Origin of the sequence: Clostridium subterminale (assembly GCF_039521425.1) — a bacterium.
GTDB classification, from domain to species: domain Bacteria; phylum Bacillota; class Clostridia; order Clostridiales; family Clostridiaceae; genus Clostridium_J; species Clostridium_J subterminale.
In genome coordinates this window covers 479,772-503,238 of sequence record NZ_BAAACI010000006.1, presented here as the reverse complement: position 1 = coordinate 503,238, position 23,467 = coordinate 479,772, and the positions used below count along the sequence as shown (strand labels likewise).

The 23,467-nt window shown below is 31.1% G+C and carries 12 protein-coding genes and 1 riboswitch; of the genes, 4 read left to right on the top strand and 8 right to left on the bottom strand.

The annotated features are described in order from the left end of the window. Positions 1-90 precede the first annotated feature (90 nt). The 4 genes from ABDZ93_RS11250 to ABDZ93_RS11235 form a co-directional block, all read right to left on the bottom strand. Entirely contained in the window at positions 91-6,447 is a 6,357-nt protein-coding gene (locus tag ABDZ93_RS11250; RefSeq protein WP_343826435.1) for an OmpL47-type beta-barrel domain-containing protein, read from the bottom strand. 592 nt (positions 6,448-7,039) lie between these two features. After that, entirely contained in the window at positions 7,040-11,827 is a 4,788-nt protein-coding gene (locus tag ABDZ93_RS11245) for a S8 family serine peptidase (protein WP_343826433.1), read from the bottom strand. A 495-nt stretch (positions 11,828-12,322) separates the two neighbouring features. Further along, positions 12,323-13,639 (bottom strand): histidine--tRNA ligase, encoded by a 1,317-nt coding sequence (gene hisS, locus ABDZ93_RS11240; protein ID WP_343826432.1) that lies wholly within the window; start codon positions 13,637-13,639, stop codon positions 12,323-12,325. Between the two features lie 350 nt (positions 13,640-13,989). Continuing rightward, a complete protein-coding gene (locus ABDZ93_RS11235) occupies positions 13,990-15,051 on the bottom strand; it encodes a DmpA family aminopeptidase (protein ID WP_343826430.1) in 1,062 nt (353 codons plus the stop codon). Between the two features lie 192 nt (positions 15,052-15,243). Between ABDZ93_RS11235 and ABDZ93_RS11230 the strand changes: the two genes are divergently transcribed. Both ABDZ93_RS11230 and ABDZ93_RS11225 read left to right on the top strand, forming a co-directional pair. Beyond that, positions 15,244-15,468, top strand: a complete 225-nt coding sequence (locus ABDZ93_RS11230; protein WP_343826428.1) for a DUF1659 domain-containing protein — start codon at positions 15,244-15,246, stop codon at positions 15,466-15,468. A gap of 58 nt (positions 15,469-15,526) precedes the next feature. Beyond that, the gene (locus tag ABDZ93_RS11225; RefSeq protein WP_343826425.1) at positions 15,527-15,748 is read left to right on the top strand and encodes a DUF2922 domain-containing protein; all 222 of its coding nucleotides are present in this window, start codon (positions 15,527-15,529) and stop codon (positions 15,746-15,748) included. Between the two features lie 74 nt (positions 15,749-15,822). Here the strand turns inward: ABDZ93_RS11225 and lysA are convergent, their stop codons facing one another. After that, positions 15,823-17,130, bottom strand: a complete 1,308-nt coding sequence (lysA, locus tag ABDZ93_RS11220; RefSeq protein ID WP_343826423.1) for a diaminopimelate decarboxylase — start codon at positions 17,128-17,130, stop codon at positions 15,823-15,825. Between the two features lie 139 nt (positions 17,131-17,269). Beyond that, positions 17,270-17,442: riboswitch (Lysine riboswitch) on the bottom strand. A 269-nt stretch (positions 17,443-17,711) separates the two neighbouring features. Between lysA and ABDZ93_RS11215 the strand changes: the two genes are divergently transcribed. Beyond that, a complete protein-coding gene (locus tag ABDZ93_RS11215) occupies positions 17,712-18,446 on the top strand; it encodes a DUF3784 domain-containing protein (RefSeq protein ID WP_343826420.1) in 735 nt (244 codons plus the stop codon). A 33-nt stretch (positions 18,447-18,479) separates the two neighbouring features. Here ABDZ93_RS11215 and ABDZ93_RS11210 read toward each other — a convergent pair whose 3' ends face one another. Further along, positions 18,480-19,769, bottom strand: coding sequence for a Gfo/Idh/MocA family protein (locus ABDZ93_RS11210; RefSeq protein WP_343826419.1), 1,290 nt, complete (start codon positions 19,767-19,769; stop codon positions 18,480-18,482). A 422-nt stretch (positions 19,770-20,191) separates the two neighbouring features. Between ABDZ93_RS11210 and ABDZ93_RS11205 the strand changes: the two genes are divergently transcribed. Next, positions 20,192-20,347, top strand: coding sequence for a hypothetical protein (locus ABDZ93_RS11205; RefSeq protein ID WP_343826417.1), 156 nt, complete (start codon positions 20,192-20,194; stop codon positions 20,345-20,347). A 128-nt stretch (positions 20,348-20,475) separates the two neighbouring features. On the opposite strand, the gene ABDZ93_RS11200 is transcribed toward ABDZ93_RS11205, so the two are convergent. Both ABDZ93_RS11200 and ABDZ93_RS11195 read right to left on the bottom strand, forming a co-directional pair. Then, a complete protein-coding gene (locus ABDZ93_RS11200; RefSeq protein ID WP_343826415.1) occupies positions 20,476-21,873 on the bottom strand; it encodes an MATE family efflux transporter in 1,398 nt (465 codons plus the stop codon). A gap of 277 nt (positions 21,874-22,150) precedes the next feature. Beyond that, positions 22,151-23,467, bottom strand: a complete 1,317-nt coding sequence (locus tag ABDZ93_RS11195) for an ABC transporter permease (RefSeq protein ID WP_343826413.1) — start codon at positions 23,465-23,467, stop codon at positions 22,151-22,153.

The following is a 23,467-nucleotide window of genomic DNA, read 5'->3' as shown; positions in this document are numbered from 1 at the left end:
TAATATTTATTTAGATTAGCTTATTTTGCTAAAGCCACTTTTCATTTATTTTATAATTATATTTTTTATCTAATGTTTATCTAACCTAAATTATTTCTTTCTTCTTAAAGCTACTATTCCAATTGCAGCAGTAATTACTCCACCTAAAGCCATTACGCCGCTTCCAACCATACTACCTGTTTGTGGTAGATTATTTCCCTTCTTACTTGGCTTATTTGTTTTACTTGGTTTGTTAGTGTTTGGTTTTTCTTTGCTTGGCTTATCTGGATTTTCTGGATTCTCTGTGCTTGGTTTCTTTGGCATTTTATACTCTACTACATCACTCACATTTCCAGCTTCATCTATAGCTCTTGCATATATAGTTGACTTTTCTTCCACTTTTACAGGTTCTGTATAAGCAATCCATGTTTTATTATCTAAGCTATATTCTATTTTTCCTGTATCTTCATCTGCTGCTGTTAATGTTACTTTTCCATCTTTTTCAGCTACAACTGGAGACTTAGGTGCTGTTCTATCTGGTACTGTATAGCTTGATACCTCACTCACATTTTTAACTTCATCTATAGCTCTTGCATAGATAGTTGCTTTTTCATCAACTTTTACAGGTTCTTTATAGGCAGTCCATGCTTCACTATCTAAGCTATATTCTATAATTTTTGTATCTTCATCCGCTGATGTTAATGTCACTAAACCATCCTTTTCAGTTATAACTGGAGGCTTAGGTGCTGTTCTGTCTGGAACCTTATATTCTGCTACTTCACTTACATTACCAAATTCATCTATAGATCTTGAATATATTGTTACTTTTTCATTAACTTTTACAGGTTCTGTATAGGTAGTCCATGTTTTATTGTCTAAGCTATACTCCATTTTTGCCGTATCTTCATCAACTGCTTTTAATGTTACTACACCATCTTTTTCAGTTATAACTGGAGACTTAGGCGCTGTTATATCTGGAGCTGTATATGATACTACTGCACTTACATTACCTCTTTCATCTATAGCTCTAATATATATAGTTTCTCTTTCTTTTAATGCTATTGGTTCTGTATAAGAAATCCATGTTTTATTGTCTAAGCTATATTCCATTTTTACTGTATCTTCATCTGCTGCTGTTAATGTTACTTTTCCACCTTTTTCAGCTACAACAGGCGCTGCAGGTGCTGTTGTATCAGGTATTGTATAAGTTATTGTACCACTAATGTTACCAACTTCATCTTTAGCTCTTACATGAATAGTTGCTTTTTCAGGTACTTGTACTGGTTTTGTATATATACTCCACACTTTACCATCTAAGCCATATTCTATAATTTTTGTATCCTCATCTGCTGGTGTTAATGTTACCAAACCTTTTTCTTCTTTTATTACCGGAATTCCTGGAGCTGTTCTATCCTGTACTGTATACTGTCCTACTTCACTTATATTTCCACCTTTATCAATGGATCTTGCATATATAGTTGCTTTCTCTTGAACTTTTACTGGCTCTGTATAATCAGCCCATGTTTTATTATCTAGACTATATTCCATTTTCGCTGTATCTTCATCTGCTGCTGTTAATGTTACTAAACCATTCTCTTCAGCAATAACTGGAGTTCCTGGAGGAGTAATATCAATTTCTTCAACAGTTACATTGCCATCCTTTACTGTTACAAGGAACATAGTCTTTACACCATCCGATATAACTTCTACTTTGTATGGCTCTGTTTTATTTACTAGATATAGATAAATATTTTCATCCTCTTCATGTCCTTTTGTTATATTCCAATCCACACCATCAACTTTAACACTTGTTACCTTAGGTGCTAAAATTGTTGCTTTATATGGAGTTAAATCATTTATTCCTGTTAATGTGCATTCTTCTCCATATTCACCTTTACCTATAGCTGCTCCTGTTCCTGTTGATGTTGCTTTTATTGTTCCTTTTAATATGGTTATATCTTGTTTTTTACCTCTATAACCACTACCTATCGCTGCACCATAATCACTTGAAGTTGCAGTGATAGTGCCACCCTCAATGTTTATTGTTCCAGCCTCACTACCAGTAGCTCCGCCAATAGCTGCACCTTTACTTGTAGAAGTTGCAGCTACAACTCCTCCTGAAATATTTATTGCTATTTTCCCTTTTGATGATGATCCTGCTCCTATGGCTGCTCCCGCTGAATAGGAACTTGTGCTAGTTGTTTGTGCATTTACATATCCACCTGAAATTAATATATTATAGTCCGTACTACCTCCATAGCAATCACCTATAGCTGCCCCTGAACCATTATTACTAGCTATAACTTCACCGCCCGTAACTTGAATTGATGCCGATATAGCATTAGGATTCTTTGCACTTGATCCACTACCGATAGCTGCAGAACCAATATAACTCTTAACCTCTGAAATAGCCGTTACTTTGCCACCACTTATATTTATATTACTTGCAATACCACTATCTCCACCACCTATTGCTGTACCTGCTCCACGTGTGGTTACATTAATAATGCCATCACTTATATTTATTGTACCAGAATCCATAACACCTGCTGAACTTCCACCGCCAATACATGATCCATAATTATTCTGTGCTGACTTAATATTTAGTGTACCTTTACCCAGAATCTCAAGCTCTTTTCCATAATCCACACTTATAATAGCTCGTTCTGAATAATCAGCTGTACTTGTAAGCGTATTATCACCTTTTAAGGTCAGAGTATTATTAGTTCCTTTGAATTCAATAGCATTTTTAAAGAATGAGGTTACATTAGTGTTAAAATTGTTAATTGTAAAATCTACGTTACCTTCACAATTGACATCTACATTATTATATGGATTACTTGCTGTATTTTCATTATTACCAGCAATAGATACTTTCTTAGCTGTATCTTTTATAACAACAGTTTTTCCTGATAAATTTGCTGGAAGTTTATAATTACCATCCTCATAAATTATATAAGGTGCTTTTAATTCAGTAGTAAGTTCATCTTTATTAACAACAGTTAATTTAGTAGAATCTATTTTTCCATTTACTGTAGAAACCGTAATGGTAGTTTCTCCTTTAGTCAATGCCCTCACATAACCTGTTTTACTTATAGTAGCAACATCCTCATTAGAAGAAGACCATGTTAAAGTTTTATCTTTTGAATTATATGGATTTATACTGGCATTCATCTGGAACTCTGAACCTTCCGCTAAGGTCACATCCTTATCATTCAAAGTAACACTCTTAGGATCAACTAAGCCTTCAACTAATTCAATAGGCTCAGATTCTAGTACATTTTTAGCATAATCTATAGCTATAACTTTTATATCCTCTGCTTCTATACCATCTAGTTTAAATACTTCCTCATACTCCACCCCTGACTCATCCTTATCTAATGGAATAATCTTTGTCAAAGTATTTCCTTTTCCATCTTCTAATTGCATTGCTTGTAAGTAATGGTTATCTTTCAAAGTTATATCTAAATACTTTGAACCATCAACTATTTCAACTTTAGCCTTTACTAATTCAGGAATTTTTGTATCAATAGTAACTGGTATTTCAACCTCTTGTAAATCCTTAGTTTCCCCACCTACTGGCATTCCGCTTATTTTATAAGTGTAAACTCCATCTTCAAAAGGCTTATTAACTTTACTATTTATACTATCCCAGCCATCATTATCTATAGCATAAGTAATCTTTCCAGTATTACTATTATACAATGACTTCTTTTCTCTTCTACCTTTATTCTTATAAATTTCATTTCCTTTACTATCCATTACTGAATAACTTACCTCTTTAGTATTTCTTAATAACCCAACTAATGCATTTACAGAATAAGAACCATTAATGTTAGGACCAATAGCAATTTTATCTTTATCAGCTAGTATAGGCTGACCTTTCTCAATAAAACCATTTACGCCAAGATAACTACCTTTTCCTGTACTATTATTAAAATATCCAAGAGTTGTTTCATACATCGCTGCTTTTTCATCATCATATATGGTATTGTCAAACAATGGTATAGATTCCCAATCACCATAGAATCCTAAGAATGGGATGTTAAGATTAATTTTATCCTCATTATTAGAAATGAGTGTAACAAATCCATCTATAAATGTTCCATTTTCGCAAACTTTTAGCGCATTTTTAGCTTGCTCTGTAAGTTTTAAAGAAACTATAATTGTTTTTTTATCTCCCGCTCCAACTGTAATTTTATTTCCTTCTTCCCCATCCACTGTAATTGTTACCTTAGAATCATCCAATTTCTCTGAAGCTTGAGCAAAAAATTTTCCTTCCTCTGTAGATAATATTTTTTCTGTTAAAACAGTAGTATCTACTGTATACGTTAATGATTCATTAGAAATATTATTAACATCAAAGCTAAATGAATATTCGCCAGTTAAGCTATCACCTAATTCAATCTTTGGTTTTCCAACACTTGCAGTTAAGTAGGCACCTGTTTTTATTGCACTATTAACATTAAAAAGCCCAGAACCTTGCTTACGAGGTGAATATGCAACTCCATCAGCATCAATTACTGCAGTTGCTGTACTCATTAATAAGTTAGTTAATAAATCTTCTTGCTCTTTTAAGGATAATCCATTGAACTTTTCATTTTGTCTCAAATATTGTCTTACAACTGCTGTTGCACCAGCCACATGTGGACTTGCCATAGATGTACCATTCATAGCTCCATATCCTCCACTTGATAAAGTAGAATAAATACCTCCACCTGGAGCTGTAATTTCAGGCTTTAATTTTAAATCAGCAGTTACTCCCCAAGATGAAAAATCAGACATTAACCCAGATGTATCATCTTCAAAAGATTCCATATAAGATTTTGCTATAGATATTTTTTTAGATTCTTGTTGAACTAACATTTCACCATTTGCCTTTGAAATGAAAACCATAGGTAAAAGTCCATCACTTTGCATGCTAGCTAAAGCACCATCTATATTGTCATAAACAATTAAACCAGATGCATTAGAATCTTTAGCATTCTTTTCTTTTTCTGTGAATGTTATAGATCCACGCTGAACTAACGCAATTTTTCCTGATACATCTACAGTACTAAAATCTTCTTTTGTACCTACACCTGGAACAACTACATAATCTACAGCTTGTCCTTCAAGAGAGCTAAAGACTTTCTCATTTCCTTCATTTGGATCGGCATATCTCACTTTTACTTTATCCATTAAAAAGTATGGTGAAAAAGTTTTTTTATTATTTATACTTGCAACTGAAGTTGCTGCATTATAAGTTGAAGGAGAACCAACTACACCATTATCTGGATTTGATATTAAAGGAAGATCTCCCAAATTAGAATCTGAAGTTGAACTGTTGTCATTCCCTGCTGCACATATTAAACTAATACCTGCCTCTGCAACCCTATTATAGGTAGAATTTAAAACCTCATAAGCTTCTTCTGTAAACCCTGCCGGAGAACCAAGACTCATGTTGATTGAATCTACACCTAAAGCTACAGCATCATCTAAAGCAGCAAGTATATTGTAATCTGATGCACCTCCACCCTTACTACTAAACACTTTCATACTTATAAGCTGTGCATCTGGAGCAACACCTTTTAATATCTCTGAATTTGCTGCTACAGTACCAGATACATGGGTGCCATGACTTCCTGCATCAGCCGGATTATCATCTTTATCTGCATAGTCATACGCAAAAGGAATTTTTTCACTCTTATATACATTTCCCTTAGCATTCATAGTGTTGCTACTCATAATTTCAGCAATTTCTCCAGCTGAATATTTAGAATTTTCAGGCTTATTTTGAAATGCTTCATGCTCTATAGCTAATCCTGAATCCACTACTGCAACCACTGTGCCCTTTCCCGTGTATCCTGAGGTGTTTGCTTCAGTTGCCCCAATAGTTCCATTACTATGAATCATAGTTGGCTGATTTTCTACTTCTGGCGGTGTTGGCAAATCATAAACAGTTGCAACAAAAGCATTTTTTACTCCTTCTATTTCTTTAATTGTTTCTAAATCCCTAAACTTTGCTTTTAGTGCAAATCCATTCATTGCAACGGTATACTCAGCTTGTATTTCTACTTCTGAAGACGCTTTTGATAATATTCTATTTGTTACAGTTTCTTGTTCTTTCAATAAGTCATTAGAAATTTTTTTTCCCTTTGAAGAACCTATAAATGAATGTACACTACTTGTCCCATCTTCCTTTATATAATGTTCTAGCACTGGTTCACTTTCTAACTCAACAATAATTGTTACTTCTTCATTTGCTTTATGACTCATATCTAAATCCATGTCTAAATTTGAATCAATTAGATCAATTAACTTTTCTTCTTCTTTGACCTTCATTGAATGAGCCTTACTTATGTCTAATGTTTGCTCAGTACCTGTATCTCCATATGCTACCAATATGTTATTAGTAAATACAGATGTGGTCATCACGCTAACTGCAAATGTACCAGCTATAATACTTCTTAAATACTTGTTTTTCATTTTTTCCCCCTTAATATCGTAGTAAATTATTAAATAATATTCATATACCTTTTAAAATATTCATATTTGCTTACTTTTTTTACATTTAAGAAATTTATCATATGCCTAATCTATGCCACTAGAACTATAAACTCCTGATTGAGACTTCTATCCATTATATTGTCCTCATGATGGACATGTATAGAAAAGGGGCTTTCACAAAATATATTACTAATCTTATATAAAATATTGAATATGCACTTTAATATCATTGTTAGCGAATACCGTTTGCATAAGTAAGAATATAAATCTTTGATTTAGTTATTCGAACTTAGTTCTTCTAATTTATTAGAAGAACCTCAATGAATATTTTATTACTTAGTATTTATGAATGGTAAAATCGTTAAGCAACACAACTTGTTTGAGTGAATACGAGTTGTTGTGTTGTAGATTTTTCCTTGAATAAATACTTTAGTAAATCACTATTCCGAAACGGCTGAGCGTTAATGATATAAGTGCTTATTCAATATTTATTTAGATTAGTTTATTTTACAAAAGCCCTTTTCATCTATTTTATAATTATATTTTTTATCTAATGCTTATCTAGCCTATATTATTTCTTTCTTCTTAAAACTACTGTTCCAATTACAGTTGTAATTACTCCACCCAAAGCCATTACTCCGTTCCTAACCATGCCCCCTGTTTGTGGTAGATTATTTTTCTGCTTACTTTGCTTATTTGGTTTATTACTGTTTGGGTTTTCTGGATTTTCTGTGGCTGGTTTTTCTGGCACTTTATATTCTACTACCTCACCTATATTTCCAGCTTCATCTAAAGCCCTTGCATAGATTGTTGCTTTTTCTTCAACCTTTACAGGTTCTGTATATGCAATCCATGTTTTATTATCTAAGCTATATTCGATTTTCGTTGTATCTTCATCAGCTGCTGTTAATGTTACTACACCATCTTTTTCAGTTATAACTGGAGACTTAGGTGCTGTTCTATCTGGAACCTTATATTCTATTATTTCACTTATATTACCAACTTCATCTAAAGCCCTTGCATAGATTGTTGCTTTTTCTTCAACCTTTACAGGTTCTGTATATGCAGTCCATGTTTTATTATCTAAGCTATATTCGATTTTCGTTGTATCTTCATCAGCTACTGTTAATGTTACTACACCATCTTTTTCAGTTATAACTGGAGACTTAGGTGCTGTTCTATCTGGAACCTTATATTCTACTACTTCACTTACATTACCAGCTTCATCTAAAGCCCTTGCATAGATTGTTGCTTTTTCTTCAACCTTTACAGGTTCTGTATATGCAGTCCATGTTTTATTATCTAAGCTATATTCGATTTTCGTTGTATCTTCATCAGCTACTGTTAATGTTACTACACCATCTTTCTCAGTTATAACTGGAGACTTAGGTGCTGTTCTGTCTGGAACCTTATATTCCATTATTTTACTTATATTGCCAGCTTCATCTATAGCTCTTGCATAGATAGTAGTCTTTTCTGTAACCTCAAATGGCTCTGTATATTTTATCCATTTTTCACCATCTAGACTATATTCAATTACTGCTGTGTCATCATCTGCTGCTGTTAATACTAACTTACCATCTTTCTCAGTGAAGATTGGTGTTCCAGGTGACATTGTATCTATTTCATTTACTTTATTAATGGTTAATTCTTTTACCGTAATATTGCCAGCATCGTCTACTGCTTCTACAATTATTTTATTTTCTCCATCAACTAAATCTACTTCATAAGCCAAGTCATGTTTAGCATTTGGTAACTCGTTAAAGTATGCCCAGTCTGGTGATATAGTTTTTACAACATTACCATTTACCTTAATTTTCAAGCTTGGTAGATTGTCACTTATCTTACCTGAAATTATTATTGAGTTCTTAGTAGTTTCAGTTGGTATAGATTCAAGATTAATTGTTGGAGCTGTAGTATCTACAAATACTTTATGAGCAAATTCTATCTTATTATCTGCAGCATCTCTAGCAGCAACCTTGATACTATGGTATCCATCATTTAACTCTACTTCTGTTGAGAAGTTCCAACGGCCAGTATGAGTATCAAAGGTTAATGGTATATTCTTTCCATTTATAGTAAACTCGGCTATTGCAGAAACATCCTTCACTGTACCTGCAACAGTTACTTTACCATTATTTAAAACTCCAAAGAATTCTGGACCTGTTATCATTACTGAAGGAATTGTAGTATCTCCCTGTGCCGGTCCTGTTGGTTCTTTGTATTCTCCTGTAGTCGCTTCTGTTACCTTAACAGATGTTTTATTTTGTGCATAGTCATAAACTTCTACAGAACAGTTTTTATAATCCAATTTACTTAAATCAAATTTTCCTGTTGCATTTTCTTCTACTGCTTTTCCATCACTAATAAGTACATATTTATAAACATGACCCTTATTATTGTCTTCTGCAACTACTTCTAGTTGTTTAGCATCTTTATCATAATTAACTTTGTTAACTTCAGGTGCTTTTGTATCAACATTTACTTTAAAGTCAAAGTTTTGCCATTCAGCATTTTCATAATCTACTTTTCCTTTAACTCTATAAGTATATGCACCATCTGCAACCACTTTATTGTTAGCAGTTCCATCCCAAGTAGCATCTTTACGTATACTATATTTTGCATATTTTCCATCATAGTAATGTTTTCTTACATTAAAGTCTTGAGTTAAATTTCTTATAACTTTTCCATCTTTATCTAATATTTCTATATCTAATTCCTTCATATTTCTTAAGTATGAAAGAACAGGTAATATTGTATCATTTGCTCCATCACCATTTGGTGAGAATGCAATTTTGTTACCATCTATATTTTTACCTGATAAATCTGCACCTAGGAAATCCAAATCACCGTTAACTATAGATGTAACTCCATAGAAAGAAGCTCTTTCTGTATCATAGATTGATGCATCTATAACTGGAGCTTTATCCCATTCACCTTTAAAGCCTACATATGGAATACTTAAAGTTGGATTTGTATCTGTAGGATCAGTTAAAGTTACAAAGCCTTCTACATATCCACCATTTTTAAAAACTTCTTCAATGGATGCTTTATTATAAGCAGTTATAGCATTATTTAAATCTACAGTAGCAGTAATTTGAGTTTTACCCTTTGCAGCTACTTTAATTGCATTATCACTAAAAGATATTGGAAATTTACTAGTCTTTTCATTAATTATATTTTGTGCTTCTAAATAAGTGTATTGTTCATCTACTAAGTCTGTTTGAACAGTACCTGCCACATTATAAGTTACTTCTTTGTCACTAAAGTTTTGGACCTCTATAGTAAATGTAGCATTATTACCTTTAATTTCTTTTAGATTAACCTTACATTCACCAGTAGTTGTATCTGTAACTATAGCAGGTGTAGTTGTAGAAGCTTGAAGATCCATAACTCCAGCACCTTGTCTTCTAGGTGATGTATAGTTAGATCCTGCAACAACTCCTCCTGCTTGATTTTTTCCATTATCTACATGAGCTATAGCTGTACTCATCATTAATTTTTTAGCCATTCTAGCTCTTGCTTCACCAGTTAATCCAAAGTCCTTATCTACTCTTTGAAGTACTAGTGCTGCTCCACCAGCTACATGTGGTGATGCCATAGATGTACCACTCATGTTTCCATATTTATTATCATTTAATGTTGACCATATATTTCCACCTGGTGCAGTAATTTCAGGTTTAAACTCTAAATCTGGAGTGGTTCCCCAAGATGTAAAGTCTGACATACTTCCTATGGCTGTATTAGGTACTGAAACGGTATTTCCATTTGCAACAACCTTGACTTCTGAAGTTTTTAGTTGTGCTGCAATTTTAGCACCATAGGAATTTCCTATAAATAATGCTGGTATTGTACCACCCTCTGGATACAGCATACTTATAAGTCCCTCTCCACCACTAGCATTATTATAAACTATAACTGCAATGGCACCTGCTTTTTCAGCATTTGCTATTTTATCTGTAAAATTATATCCACCACGTTGAATTAAAGCTACATTGCCCTTAACTTCTGCAGGGAAGTGTTCTGGTAACCCACCTAGTCCGCAATCTACAGCTTTAAGTTCCTGTCCCTTAAACACGGATAAAATATCTGTTCCTGATGAAGTATATGGAGCTACATTTTTTTCTCCATTAATTGAAAACTCTAACCCATAGCCACTAACAACATTGTTTTCTATGGATGCTACTTGAAGAGAATCTGTTGCTAATCCTGGGGAACCAACAACACCATAGTCAGGATTTGCAGTATATGGATTATCATGTCCATCTCCAAACACATTAGAGTTTCCTGCTGATATTGCCATAACTACACCATTATCTACAGCTCTATTAACAGCAACTTGCTCTAAGTCTGTATCATCTACAAAGGATGCTGTTGAACCTAAACTCATATTAATAACATCAGCTCCAAGAAGTACAGAATCATCTATAGCCTTAACTATAACATCACCGAAAGTAGAAGCCATAGCTGGATCATTACCAAATACCTTCATTGCAAGAATTTGTGCTTCTGGAGCAACACCTTTAATTCCATCTTTATTAGTATCTCCATTAGCTCCTACTGTTCCTGCAACGTGCATTCCATGCATTGAAGCATCTGGACCTAAATCTAAAATCTCTTGATTATTATCCATGTAGTTATATCCATAAGGAACCTTTGAGGTTCTATAAGTACCCGATAAATCATTTTTCTTAGATATAGCTTGAACTTCCTCTATTTGAAGTTCAGCTTTATTTTGATCTGTAAGAACCATATCTTTATGTGCTGAATCAACACCAGTATCAATAACTGCTACTACTGTACCTTCCCCATTATATCCACTAGCCCAAGTTTGCTCTGTTTTTATAATTTCACCACTATTATTCATCATAGGCTCTGGTCTTTTATATTCATTTGCAATAGTAACAGACTTAACCCCATCCATACCTTCAAGTTTTTTAGCTTGTCCTAGTGTAGTTTCCATACTAAATCCATTAGCTACATTAGTGAAGCTGTTTATTATCTCAAATTTAATTCCGTTAGAATTCATCTTGCTTTGTATTGAGCTCTGTTCTTTCAAAATTTGATTTTGAAGTTTACCAACTTCTGATTTACTCATTTCATCAAGTTTTATACCCTTTTTAGTAGCCTTTTCAAGTACAGCCTCACTGTCTAGTTCTACTATAACTCTAACTTGATCAGAATCTTTAACTGTTTGAAGATTTGTGTCTTGTTGTATCTGAGCCTGCAACACCATTTGTTTTTCTTTGTTTTCTCCTAAAGACTTAATTAATTCATTAGGAGATGCGAAAGCTGTCATGTTTGAACCTAACACTAAAGATAGAGCTAGTCCAACAGATATACCCTTTTTAAAGTTCATTAAATTACCCCCTTAGTATATAATTCTTTTAATTATACATGCATACAAATTTCTTAGCTTATGCTAATTTATCTATATACTTTTAAGAATATATTAACAATTTAACAATATATTTCAAGGGAAAAATTAACTTATTTTTCGCTACACTATCTTATCTTATGTCAACTTTCATGATATTTACATTTTATTGCATAGAAATTTTTTATTATTTCAACCTTTTTAGTCATAGTACCTTTAAAAATTACATTTTTTTCATCATATAATTTTAAAAATTTTTTCTAATTTTTTTTATTTTATATTTAATTTATTAATAATTTAAATATATGTATATACTTTATTAATCTGTGCAATCACTAATCTCATAACTTCTATGTTATATATCTTATTGCTGCATCTCACAATACTTTCTTACTTAAAAAAGTGATTAGAATTTCTTCTAATCACTTTTTATTTCAGAATTTGTACGGTTTATTAAAATATATACTTAAATTAAACCTATTTAATATTTAAAATTGATATTACCTCTTCTACAGATATTAGCTGTTGATCTCCGCTTTCCATATTCTTTAAAAGTACTCTATTAGTTGCCTTCTCATCTTCTCCAATTATAATAACATATGGTATAGCTAATTTATTTGCATATTTCATCTTCTTAGCAAACTTTCCACCTTCCAGATAAATATCAACTTTGATCTCTGATTGTCTTAATTTATTACAAACCTGAATTCCATAATCAAAGTCTTCATCCATTGGTATCACTAAAACATCTATTAATGAGTTACTATCTAAGTCTATGATATTACTTTCCATAAAACTCCAGAACAATCTTGTTAGCCCAATAGATATTCCAACTCCAGGAAGCTTTTTATCAGTATAGAACTGGGCTAAATCATCATATCTTCCACCTGAACACACTGAACCAAATTCTTGATAATCATCTAGGAATGTTTCATAAACCGTTCCAGTGTAATAATCTAATCCTCTAGTTATTTTAAAGTCAATTACATAATTTTTATCTGGAATTCCAAAGGCTTTTATATATTTATTTACAGTTTCTAATTCTTCAACACCTTCTAAAAATCTTTCGTGAGCCACTGTACTATTTTTTAAGAACTGAATTTTCTCCTCATTGCTACCTTCTACGGTTATAAATTTAATAACCTTATCTATTCCTTCGCTAGTTTTTATATATTCCTCTAGTTCTTCTCTGACCTTTGCCTCTCCAATTTTTTCAATTTTATCTACAACTCTTAATACCTCAATATAATTATCTATATCTAAGCTTCTTAAAAACCCATCTAGGATTTTTCTATTATTAATTCTTATTTTAAAATTATCAAAACCTAACTCTTTAAATATTTTATATATAGTACTAGGAATTTGAGCATCATTGACTATACTTAATGCTCCATTACCAATGACATCTACATCACATTGATAAAATTCTCTAAATCTACCCCTTTGATTCCTCTCACCTCTATAAACTTTTCCAATTTGATATCTTTTAAAGGGAAAAGCTATTTCTTCCATGTGTTGAGCTACATAACGTGCCAGAGGTACTGTTAAGTCAAATCTTAATGCCATCTCTGTGCTACCCTTAGTTAAAGTATAAATTTGTTTTTCTGTATCTCCACCAGTTTTAGCAAGTAATACTTCACTTTTTTCAATTATAGGAGTGTCAATAGGTAGAAATCCAAAGGACTCATAATTTCTTCTAATGACATCATAAACATTATTAAAGGCTACTTGCTCTCTTGGAGTAAGCTCCATAAATCCTGGCAATATACTAGGCTTTGTTATTTTTGTACTCATATCAATCTCTCCTTAATTTATATAACTTATATGATATTCATCCGAAAATCTGAAACTTTCATATTATAAAAAAATCTCTAAAGACAACTAGTATCCTTAGAGATATAAAACTCAATAACTCCATAGATACATTTGCCTTCGCGCAAATAGGCCTTATCTATGGCTTAATTTTAAAACCATAATTATAAGACCTTGCATCTATGATGATGTTCATATTTTCTATTTGATAAGTATTTCACTACAACCATCTCCTGTATAAATAAATCTTATTATAAACAATTTATCATTTTATATATTTCATGTCAATAATTTTAGATGACTTATACTTTGATTCTAATCTGATCCCCTCATTATAATCCTAATGACTTGGATAATCCTTCTATTCTATTTCCCTTTCTACCAACAACAGTTTCAGCAGTAATTAGAGAGTTTAGAACTGACTCCTCTACGGCTTCTGCAGATGCTCTAAAAAAGAAATCAATATAATTTTCATTAATCATTTTAACTTCACTAGCTACACTTTCCTCATAATGTTTAATTTTATTTGCTGTACTAAAAGCAATTACTACATCCCCGCTTCCATTGCCAAGATAAGATCCTAATCTAGTTATTCCTACAACACTTCTCTTAGCTACTCTTTTTAACTGTCTTGGGGATAGTGGAGCATCTGTAGCTAAAATCATCATAATAGATCCTTTTTCTAAATTGTCTATATCACAGCTTTTATTATTTATACTTAAACTTTTGCTATTCTCATATAACATAGCTTTAATATCATTGTTATTAAGTATAAAATCTTCCTTTATTCCAAAATTCGATAGTACCAATGCACCTAATGTATATTCTTCATCTTTAATATTTATCTTTCTAGAAGAAGATCCTATACCGCCCTTATACCCAAAGCAACTCATTCCAGTTCCAGCTCCTACTGCTCCTTCCAAAAAATCTACAGATGCATTATTAATACTTTCAAATACGTGTTCTTCTTTAACATGAAGTCCTCTAATATCATTTAAAAATCCATCATTACATTCTCCAACTATAGGGTTAATAGTTCCAGTTTCGACACCTATATCAGTATTTAATGAAAGCATATATCTAACTAATCCTTGACTTACTATTCCTACATTTAAAGTATTTGTAAGCATAATTGGTGTTTCGATTGTTCCAAGCTCCTCTAATTGCATGGTTCCTACAGTTTTTCCAAACCCATTTATTACATGAACAGCTCCATATACTTTATCTTTGAACATATTTCCATCATGAGGTAATATGGCTGTTACTCCTGTGTTTACGTCTCCATCTCTTAATGTGACATGACCTACCTTTACTCCTTTTACATCAGTAATTTTATTCCTTTCGCCTGTTTGTAATTTTCCTACAGTGACTCCATAATCTCTAATTCTCTTCATTATTTCCTCCTAAATTTAAACAACTTACAATTAATAAATCTCTATACTTATCTATATATTTTTAGATTGTGGCTTATAAAATATTCATCTTCTTAATCTTACTATAATATCTTCTTAAATTTCAAAAACTTTATAAATATTTTCCACTTTTATCTTCAATAATATATATGTTCTTTGAAAGGGGTTGATACTATGGCAATAACAAATACTAAAAATAATACAACCTTAGTTATTAAATATATAAAGGGTCAAAACCAGGATGGTAGTCCTAAAATTCAAAGTCAAAAGTTTTCAAAAGTAAGTGGAACTGCTACTGATGAAGAAATCTATAATTTAGGTGTAGTTATTGGATCTGTACTAATAAGTGAACCTACAGAAATTAAAAAACTAAATGATTATACTTTAAATGAAGGCTAAGGATAAAAATTGTCTATTCACTTATAATTATAATTCTAAAAAATAAGGAGGACTAATAATGGAAAAGAAATTAGTTATGACATTTAAAGATGAAACAGAAAATAAATTTAACCTTACAGTAAACTCTGTTAAGAATAGCATATCACTTACAGAAATTAACGATATAATGGACTATATTATATCAACTGGAATATTTAAAAGTAAAAATGGAAAATTAGTTTCTAAAACCGCTGCTATAACTGTAGATACTAACACCACTGAACACGAAATAGGAAACTAGAAAGGGAGTGATAAACACTCCCTTTTTATATTTTCCTTTCACCTATATATCTTTTTATAAGCTAAAATTTATTACTATATAATATATAAATCTAATTCATTTCTTAACATATCTTCGTAGGTTTCTCTTTTACATATGAGCCTTGGTCCTAATTTTCCTACTAATACTACTGGTGCTTTGGGAATTTTATTATAATTACTACTCATAGAATAGCAATAAGCTCCCGTAGAAAGCACTGCTAATATATCACCTTTTTTAACCATTGGAAGACTTATATCATTTATTAGTACATCCCCAGATTCACAGCATTTACCAGAAATCGTAACTAAAGTTTCTTCGTTATTTTCTACATTATTAGCTATTAACCCCTGATACTGTGCACTATATAGTGATGGTCTTATATTATCTGTCATTCCCCCATCTACAGATACATATTTTTTTATATTAGGAATTTCTTTGACTCCTCCAATAGTATATAAAGTAATTCCACTATTTCCCACCACGCTTCTACCTGGTTCTATTATTATATTTGGAGTTTTCATTTGTAGTTTTCTACTACAAATTTCTACTTCATTTAAAATTCCATAGCAGTATTCCTCTATAGTTTTTGGATCGTCACCTTCACCATAATATATACCAAAACCTCCACCTAGGTTAAGTTCTGTCATATTGATTTCAAAATGATTATTAATGCTATTCATTAAATTCATCATAACCCTTACAGCTTCTTTATACGGTTCTATATCAAATATTTGTGAACCTATATGACAATGAAGTCCTTTTAAATTAATATTTTCAAGTTCACTTATTGTCTTTACTACTCTAAATATATTGTCTTCTAAAAGAGTAAATCCAAACTTAGAATCAATCTGTCCAGTTTTGATATATTCATGAGTATGTGCCTCAATTCCTGGAATTATTCTAAGTAATATATCTTGAGTTTTTCCATAAACTTCACATATATTATTAATATTCTCTAACTCTATCATATTATCCACAATAAAGGTCCCAACCCCTGCTTTTATTCCTAGTTTTATCTCTTCAATAGTTTTATTATTTCCATGAAAATATACCTTATCCATAGGGAATTCACTGACTATAGCAGTGTAAACTTCTCCTCCTGATACTACATCAAGGCATAAACCTTCATTCTTCATAATTTGAACGATAGCCTTAGTTAAAAATGCCTTTCCAGCATAGGCTACTTTGTTATTGCTTCCTTTAGTCTCCATAGCTTTCATATATCTTCTACAGTTATCTCTAATTTGCTCTTCATCCATGACATAAAGAGGAGTTCCAAATTTCTTAACTAGCTCTAAAGTATTAATTTCACCCACAAAAAGATTGTTTTCTCTAACGTTTATTGTTCCAAATAAGTTCATAGTAAATTCTCCTTTCAGCTCCCCACTATAAGTTTATGAGAGTAATATTTATTTGGGTACTTATGTACCAAAATAAAAAAGGCGGACAAAGGAACACCCTTGTCACGCCCAGATTAATTCACTATGAACATAACAGGTGTTACTTTGTAGCTCTCCACTATTTTTCATAGTGGCAGTATAGCACATATTTTGTACTATCCCAGAGAATATCCTTGCCAGGTTATTCTCTTCGGCTTTTCTCCCCTTTCTTCTTGTATCAACGTGTACCCACTACTCAAGAATACTATTGGTAAAAGCTCCTCTACCCTAAATAACATCTCTAAATTATCTAAATTTAATTTTAATACTTATTGGGATAAATATTTTGATTTTCTTAATGATATAATACTAAACAAACATAGTCAATATTTATTTGATATATTTTTATAATGTAACGTATACATCTAAAATACTAAAACTTGTTTCTAGTATACTTCTTTATTTTTGTAATTATTACTTTATTTTCTTGATAAAATTCATAACTAATCATATAATTTGTATATAATATTATATAGCCTATATTAAAATTAGGAGGTATCTCTATGGGAATAAATATTGTCCTTTTAATTATTGCATCTTTATTCTTTGCTGTTGGAATATGCATTAATAAGTTAAAATGGTATTGGTTAATCTCAGGATACAACACTATGAGTAAAGAGGAAAAATCAAATGTAGAAATTGAATCCTTAGGAAAGTATATGAGCAAAATATTCTTCTTAATATCAATTATAAACATTATAGGATTTCTATTAAATTGTTTTTTTAATATTTCTTTAGCTATTTTTATAGTTCTAACTGTAATTATACTGCTGTATTCTATTCATTATTGCCAACGCTTTGACCATAATCCTGGCTCTAGCAAAGAAACAAAAATCGTATTAGCAGTAGTAATATTTATTATGCTTATAACTACTATACCTATAATATCTATTAGCTACTCACCTACTAAAATTACCATAACTGATACTTCTATAAAAATCTCTAGTGGAGCTAACGCTTCCATTTCGAGAGATAAGGTAAAAAGTATTTCCTTAGTAGATAAAATGCCTAAAATTCTTATCAGGACTGGTGGCATAGGTATGGGAAGAATTCAAAAGGGAAATTATAATCTAGAAGGAGATATAGGTGCTAAATTATTTTTAGCTAGTAAAGAAGGTCCTTTCATTGAAATTACTGTAGACTCAAAGCCTTCTATTTACTATATTAATTATAAAGATAAAGAAATCACTAAAACAACCTATGAGGATATCATAAAAAAATTGGATTTAGATAAATAAAAGGAGGTCTTTCAACGAACCTCCTTTTCTATGTCATATTAAACTATTTATAGCCTCTTCAATATTTATAGATTCTCCTTTAATTCTTGACTCTTCTGCTAACAAGGCTATAACATGACTTTCTATAGATACTCTTCCTGTAGTATATCTTTTTTCTACCTTATCAGTTTTAACCAAGTCTAAGAAATCTCTCATTATACCACTATCTCCACCGCCATGTCCACTGCCTGGCTCCTTTACATCAATTACTTTTATACTATCATTTCTAAAATCATAGATTTCAATTTTATTAGTTTCAGTGTTAGCTCTAACTTCTCCATGGGTTCCCATAAATCTTGTAATTCTAGAAACCTTTCCTGTGAAAGCAGTCATAGTAAAGGCTACTGTAACACCATTTTTAAAATTCAAACTAATTACTTGATTATCTACTACATTATTATCACAGTAGTAAACGCATCTTCCATAAGGACCTTCCTTTAATGCTCTTGTGATGCCTTCTCTTGATAAGTCTTCTGTTATAGTACTAGCTGGCCAATGTCTTGTAGATGTAGTATTAGCGTCTTGTTTAGCTGTATCTTGGATACATTTAAAATAAATCTTTCTTGCATCGTATGGACAATCTTCAATATCACAGTCTAAACATTTCTTAGCTGCTCCCTTTGGTGCACACTCTGATTTAAAGTGTTTTATACTACCATAAGATACAAGAGATTCACAGGTGCTATTTGCATACCAATACATAAGGTCTAAATCATGACAACATTTAGCAAGAATCATTGGAGCAGATTCTTCTTTATTTCTCCAATTTCCTCTTACAAAACTATGAGCTTGATGGTAATATCCAACATTTTCTATATGCTGAATTGTAACAAGTTCGCCTATTTCTTTACTATCTAGAATTCTTTTTAATTCATTAAAAAACTCAGTATATCTAAGGACATGACATACTAACAGATGACAGTTCTTTTCCTTTGATTTATTTACCATATCTATACATTCTTTTAAATCTGGTGACATAGGCTTTTCTAAAAGAACATGATATCCAAGTTCTAAAGCCTTCATCGTTGGTTCATAATGCATTCTATCCTGTGTTGAAACAATTGCCACATCTCCAACTTTACCAATATTTAAAGCTTGTTCCCATGATAGAAATACGAGTTCGTCTTCTAGTGCAAACATTCTTTTAATATTTTCTCTTCTCTCTTTAATAGGCTCTGCTATAGCAACAATTTCTACTTCATCTTTATGATTTTTTATGTAGTTAGCATAAATTGTTCCCCTATCTCCCGCACCTAATAACACAACTTTAATCTTTTCTTTCATTGACATATCCCCCTTATGTATAATTAAAGAAATTATTATATATAACAATAATAAATCAACTTCTTACTACTGTCTACAAGTAGCAATATCTAATATTTATACCTAATATTAGATATTATTATTTAACATTTTATTATGTATTTTTATAAATATTAAACTTGATTGAGTTAGAAATCTAATTTTAAATTTATTTGTTTAAAAATTAAGTATTAGGTAATAATACCAGTCTACTCGATTAATAGCTCCATATTAATTAACTCTCTCCCCCCCTCCAAATATAAGAAAGATAGACTAGGTATCACATTGTATAACCTAGTCTATTTATTGTTATAATACTTATTAATAAATATAGAGTATATTACCAGTATTATTTTATATACTCCTACAAATAATAATATTACTTATATTAAGGAGGTATAATTATGTCTAAAAATTGTTATAAAACTAAAAATAAGAAAACCACTTCCCTTAAATCTGATGCAACATCTTCTAAATATCAAGAAGGTGTTAAAAATAAAGCTAATGAACATTCTCCATATGGAGAAAATGAACCTTCTACTCATACTACATATAGATAGTTTTAAAGAAACTATCTATAAATAATTTAATATATTTTATAAAATGTTGAGCATGCACTTATAAGTGTATGCTCAACATTAATTCTTAGCTTATTTTAAAATAGTTTCTACTTTATAAATAAAAAAATTTATATATTATTTTCTTCTACTTCATTATTTGATAAAAGATTATTATTTAAAGTCCTCTTGTAGAATATAGTAAAACATATTATAGTAGTTACTGATGCAATTATATCTGCTACAGGCTCTGCTGTAAGTACTCCTTGAAGCTTGCCTGCGTCCCCTTCAAAAAACATAGGAAGTATAAATATTAATGGTATTAGCAAAATTATCTTTCTAAGTAAAGCAAGAACAAGAGATATTTTTGCTTTACCAAGAGCAAGGAATGTTTGTTGACAAGCACTTTGTGCACCAAAAATAAATATCCCAGCAAAAAATATTCTAATACTCCATGCAGTAATGGCTACAAGTTCGGGTTTATTGTTAAATATACCTACAAAAACTGTAGGGAATAGTAGTAAAGACGCCCACATTATTGTAGTATATGTTAGACAGCTAGTAATCAGTAATTTAAATGTTTTTTTAACTCTATCCATTTGTTTACTACCATAATTATAGCTTATAATTGGTTGCGCACCTTGAGTTAATCCCATAAGTGGCAAAAATATAATTTGCATTATACTACTCATTATAGTCATAGCTCCTACCGCTAAATCTCCACCATAAATTTTAAGTTTATTATTTAAGGATATTAAAACTAAGCTTTCCGTAGCTTGCATTATAAATGGAGATACTCCAAGTGCCATTATTCCAAGAACCACTTTAATATCTGGAACTATATACTTCTTTCTTATTTTAAGAATGCTTTTCTTACCAAATAAAAAGTATAATACCCATATTGCTGATACTGCTTGGGCAAGTATCGTAGCAAGAGCTGCTCCCTCAACTCCCATATTAAAACCAAATATTAATATGGGGTCAAGAACAATATTTATTACTGCACCTACCATTACTGTAATCATACCAGTTTTAGCAAAACCTTGGGTATTTATAAAAGGATTCATTCCAAGAGCTATTTGCACACATACAGTTCCTATAAGATATATAGTTAAATAGTCATTGGCAAACCCAATAGTATTTTTACTCGCACCAAAGGCCCAAAGTATAGGTTCTTTAAATATTAAAAATCCAATAGTTAAAATGATACCAATTATGACTAGAGTAGAAAAACTATTACTTAATATTTTTTCAGCACCCTCATTATCTTTCTCTCCCATTTTAATAGCAGCTATAGGTGCTCCTCCCATTCCTATAAGAGCGCTGAATGCTGATATAATCATAATTATAGGAAATGCAACTCCAACACCAGCCATAGCTAAATCTCCATTTGGAATTCTTCCAATAAAAATTCTATCTACCATGTTATATAAAACATTCACAAGTTGAGCAATGATAGCTGGGAGTGCTAGCTTAAATAACAAACTTCCAACCTTATCTTTTCCTAAATCTACATTGTTTTTTGACATCTAATCATCCCTTCTTGACTCATTAAACTTTAGCTCTTAATTCTCTAACACTTTATTCAAAATAAGTTATTATACCTCTTTGTACTTGTAATTATTTTTAGTCCCTTAATGCAATATAATACTACTTTCCTACATAATTATTAAAGTTTAATTAAGTATTTTAATACTTTTTTAAAATCTAACTATGTATTTATGACACATATAATAAATAAGCTACCTAAGAATATTTTTACGAAATTTTATTCTTAGGTAACCTTAAATCTATAATTACACTATATTATTTTTCATTATTAAATATGGTAAATAAATCTTTTATTTTAAGTCTATTTCCTGTATGAAGTATTACTACAGAGTAAACTCTAGCTGTAAATAGAGTCAATACTACGATTGTTGCTATTAATATTAATAATGAGACTCCCATCTGTACTATTCCAACAGTCTCTGATAAAATCATGGACGGTATATAAAATGGTGCTGCGAACGGTACATAGGTTGCAATTTTTGCTATCACTGAGTCTGGAGACATTATTGCTGCATATGCTAAGTAAAAACCTATTATCGAAATAAATGATACTGGCATTATAGCTGTATTTAAATCTTCTAACTTACTTATGGTTGCACCAACTAAAGCATTTATAACAGCATATAGTACATATCCTAATATAAAGAATAAAATTATTAATATCACTTGCAATACTGGAATTTTTCCAAGCACTGCTGATATATCAAATATATTTGCAGAAGTATCTATAAATTTCTTAACTATAGCTCCACTTCCTACAAAGGATATATACGCAGTTAGTAATATAGATGCAAACTGAGTTATTGCTAAGAATCCCATACCAACACACTTACCTACAACAAGTTCCATTGGTTTAGTTGAAGTAAGTAATAATTCCATTACTCTTGAAGTTTTTTCTGCGACTATAGAACTGGCAACCCAATATCCATAAAAATAAATTATATAGAATAATAGCATACATGCTACCATAGGAAATACCATTTTTACTATCATATCTTCTAAGGTATCTTCCTCATCTCCAGCAGTAAATACTTGAGTGTTTATAGGTGTAGATAATTTCCCTAGCTCTTCTTGTGATACTCCAGCATTAATTAATCTACTATTATTTAAAACACTAGATATAGTTTCTGCTAGTATTTGTCCATCCTCTGAAGATACAGCATCACCAGTTGGTGTAATTACCTCCACGTAATACCCTACACTTTCATTACTAATGGATACTAAAACCATCTTATCTTCTGAAGTTTTAAGTTTTTCTAATATAGCCCCTCTACTTTCTGTAGCCTTCTTTAAATTCAAATTTGGAAAAGCTATTTTTAAACCTGACTCTAAATCTACTTTTAGGTCAGAATCATCCATATAATAGGCAGTCTCTATTCCAATTTCTTTGCCACCATTATCTGTTTTTTTACTATCATCATTCTTACCCCAAATAGCAGGAATAAAGTTTATTAATGATGTTAATATAAGCACCGCAATTAGTATAATAGTGGTAGAAATCTTAAATGCCTTTCCTTTAACTTGTTGAGCTACAGTAAATTTAGTAACTTTCCAAAAATTATCCATATTCAT

What these genes read in the sequence shown, in the direction of transcription:
- ABDZ93_RS11250 (WP_343826435.1), bottom strand. Translation starts at nt 6,447, where the DNA reads ATGAAAAACAAGTATTTAAGAAGTATTATAGCTGGTACATTTGCAGTT.
- ABDZ93_RS11245 (WP_343826433.1), bottom strand. Translation starts at nt 11,827, where the DNA reads ATGAACTTTAAAAAGGGTATATCTGTTGGACTAGCTCTATCTTTAGTG.
- hisS (WP_343826432.1), bottom strand. Translation starts at nt 13,639, where the DNA reads ATGAGTACAAAAATAACAAAGCCTAGTATATTGCCAGGATTTATGGAG.
- ABDZ93_RS11235 (WP_343826430.1), bottom strand. Translation starts at nt 15,051, where the DNA reads ATGAAGAGAATTAGAGATTATGGAGTCACTGTAGGAAAATTACAAACA.
- ABDZ93_RS11230 (WP_343826428.1), top strand. Translation starts at nt 15,244, where the DNA reads ATGGCAATAACAAATACTAAAAATAATACAACCTTAGTTATTAAATAT.
- ABDZ93_RS11225 (WP_343826425.1), top strand. Translation starts at nt 15,527, where the DNA reads ATGGAAAAGAAATTAGTTATGACATTTAAAGATGAAACAGAAAATAAA.
- lysA (WP_343826423.1), bottom strand. Translation starts at nt 17,130, where the DNA reads ATGAACTTATTTGGAACAATAAACGTTAGAGAAAACAATCTTTTTGTG.
- ABDZ93_RS11215 (WP_343826420.1), top strand. Translation starts at nt 17,712, where the DNA reads ATGGGAATAAATATTGTCCTTTTAATTATTGCATCTTTATTCTTTGCT.
- ABDZ93_RS11210 (WP_343826419.1), bottom strand. Translation starts at nt 19,769, where the DNA reads ATGAAAGAAAAGATTAAAGTTGTGTTATTAGGTGCGGGAGATAGGGGA.
- ABDZ93_RS11205 (WP_343826417.1), top strand. Translation starts at nt 20,192, where the DNA reads ATGTCTAAAAATTGTTATAAAACTAAAAATAAGAAAACCACTTCCCTT.
- ABDZ93_RS11200 (WP_343826415.1), bottom strand. Translation starts at nt 21,873, where the DNA reads ATGTCAAAAAACAATGTAGATTTAGGAAAAGATAAGGTTGGAAGTTTG.
- ABDZ93_RS11195 (WP_343826413.1), bottom strand. Translation starts at nt 23,467, where the DNA reads ATGAATATGGATAATTTTTGGAAAGTTACTAAATTTACTGTAGCTCAA.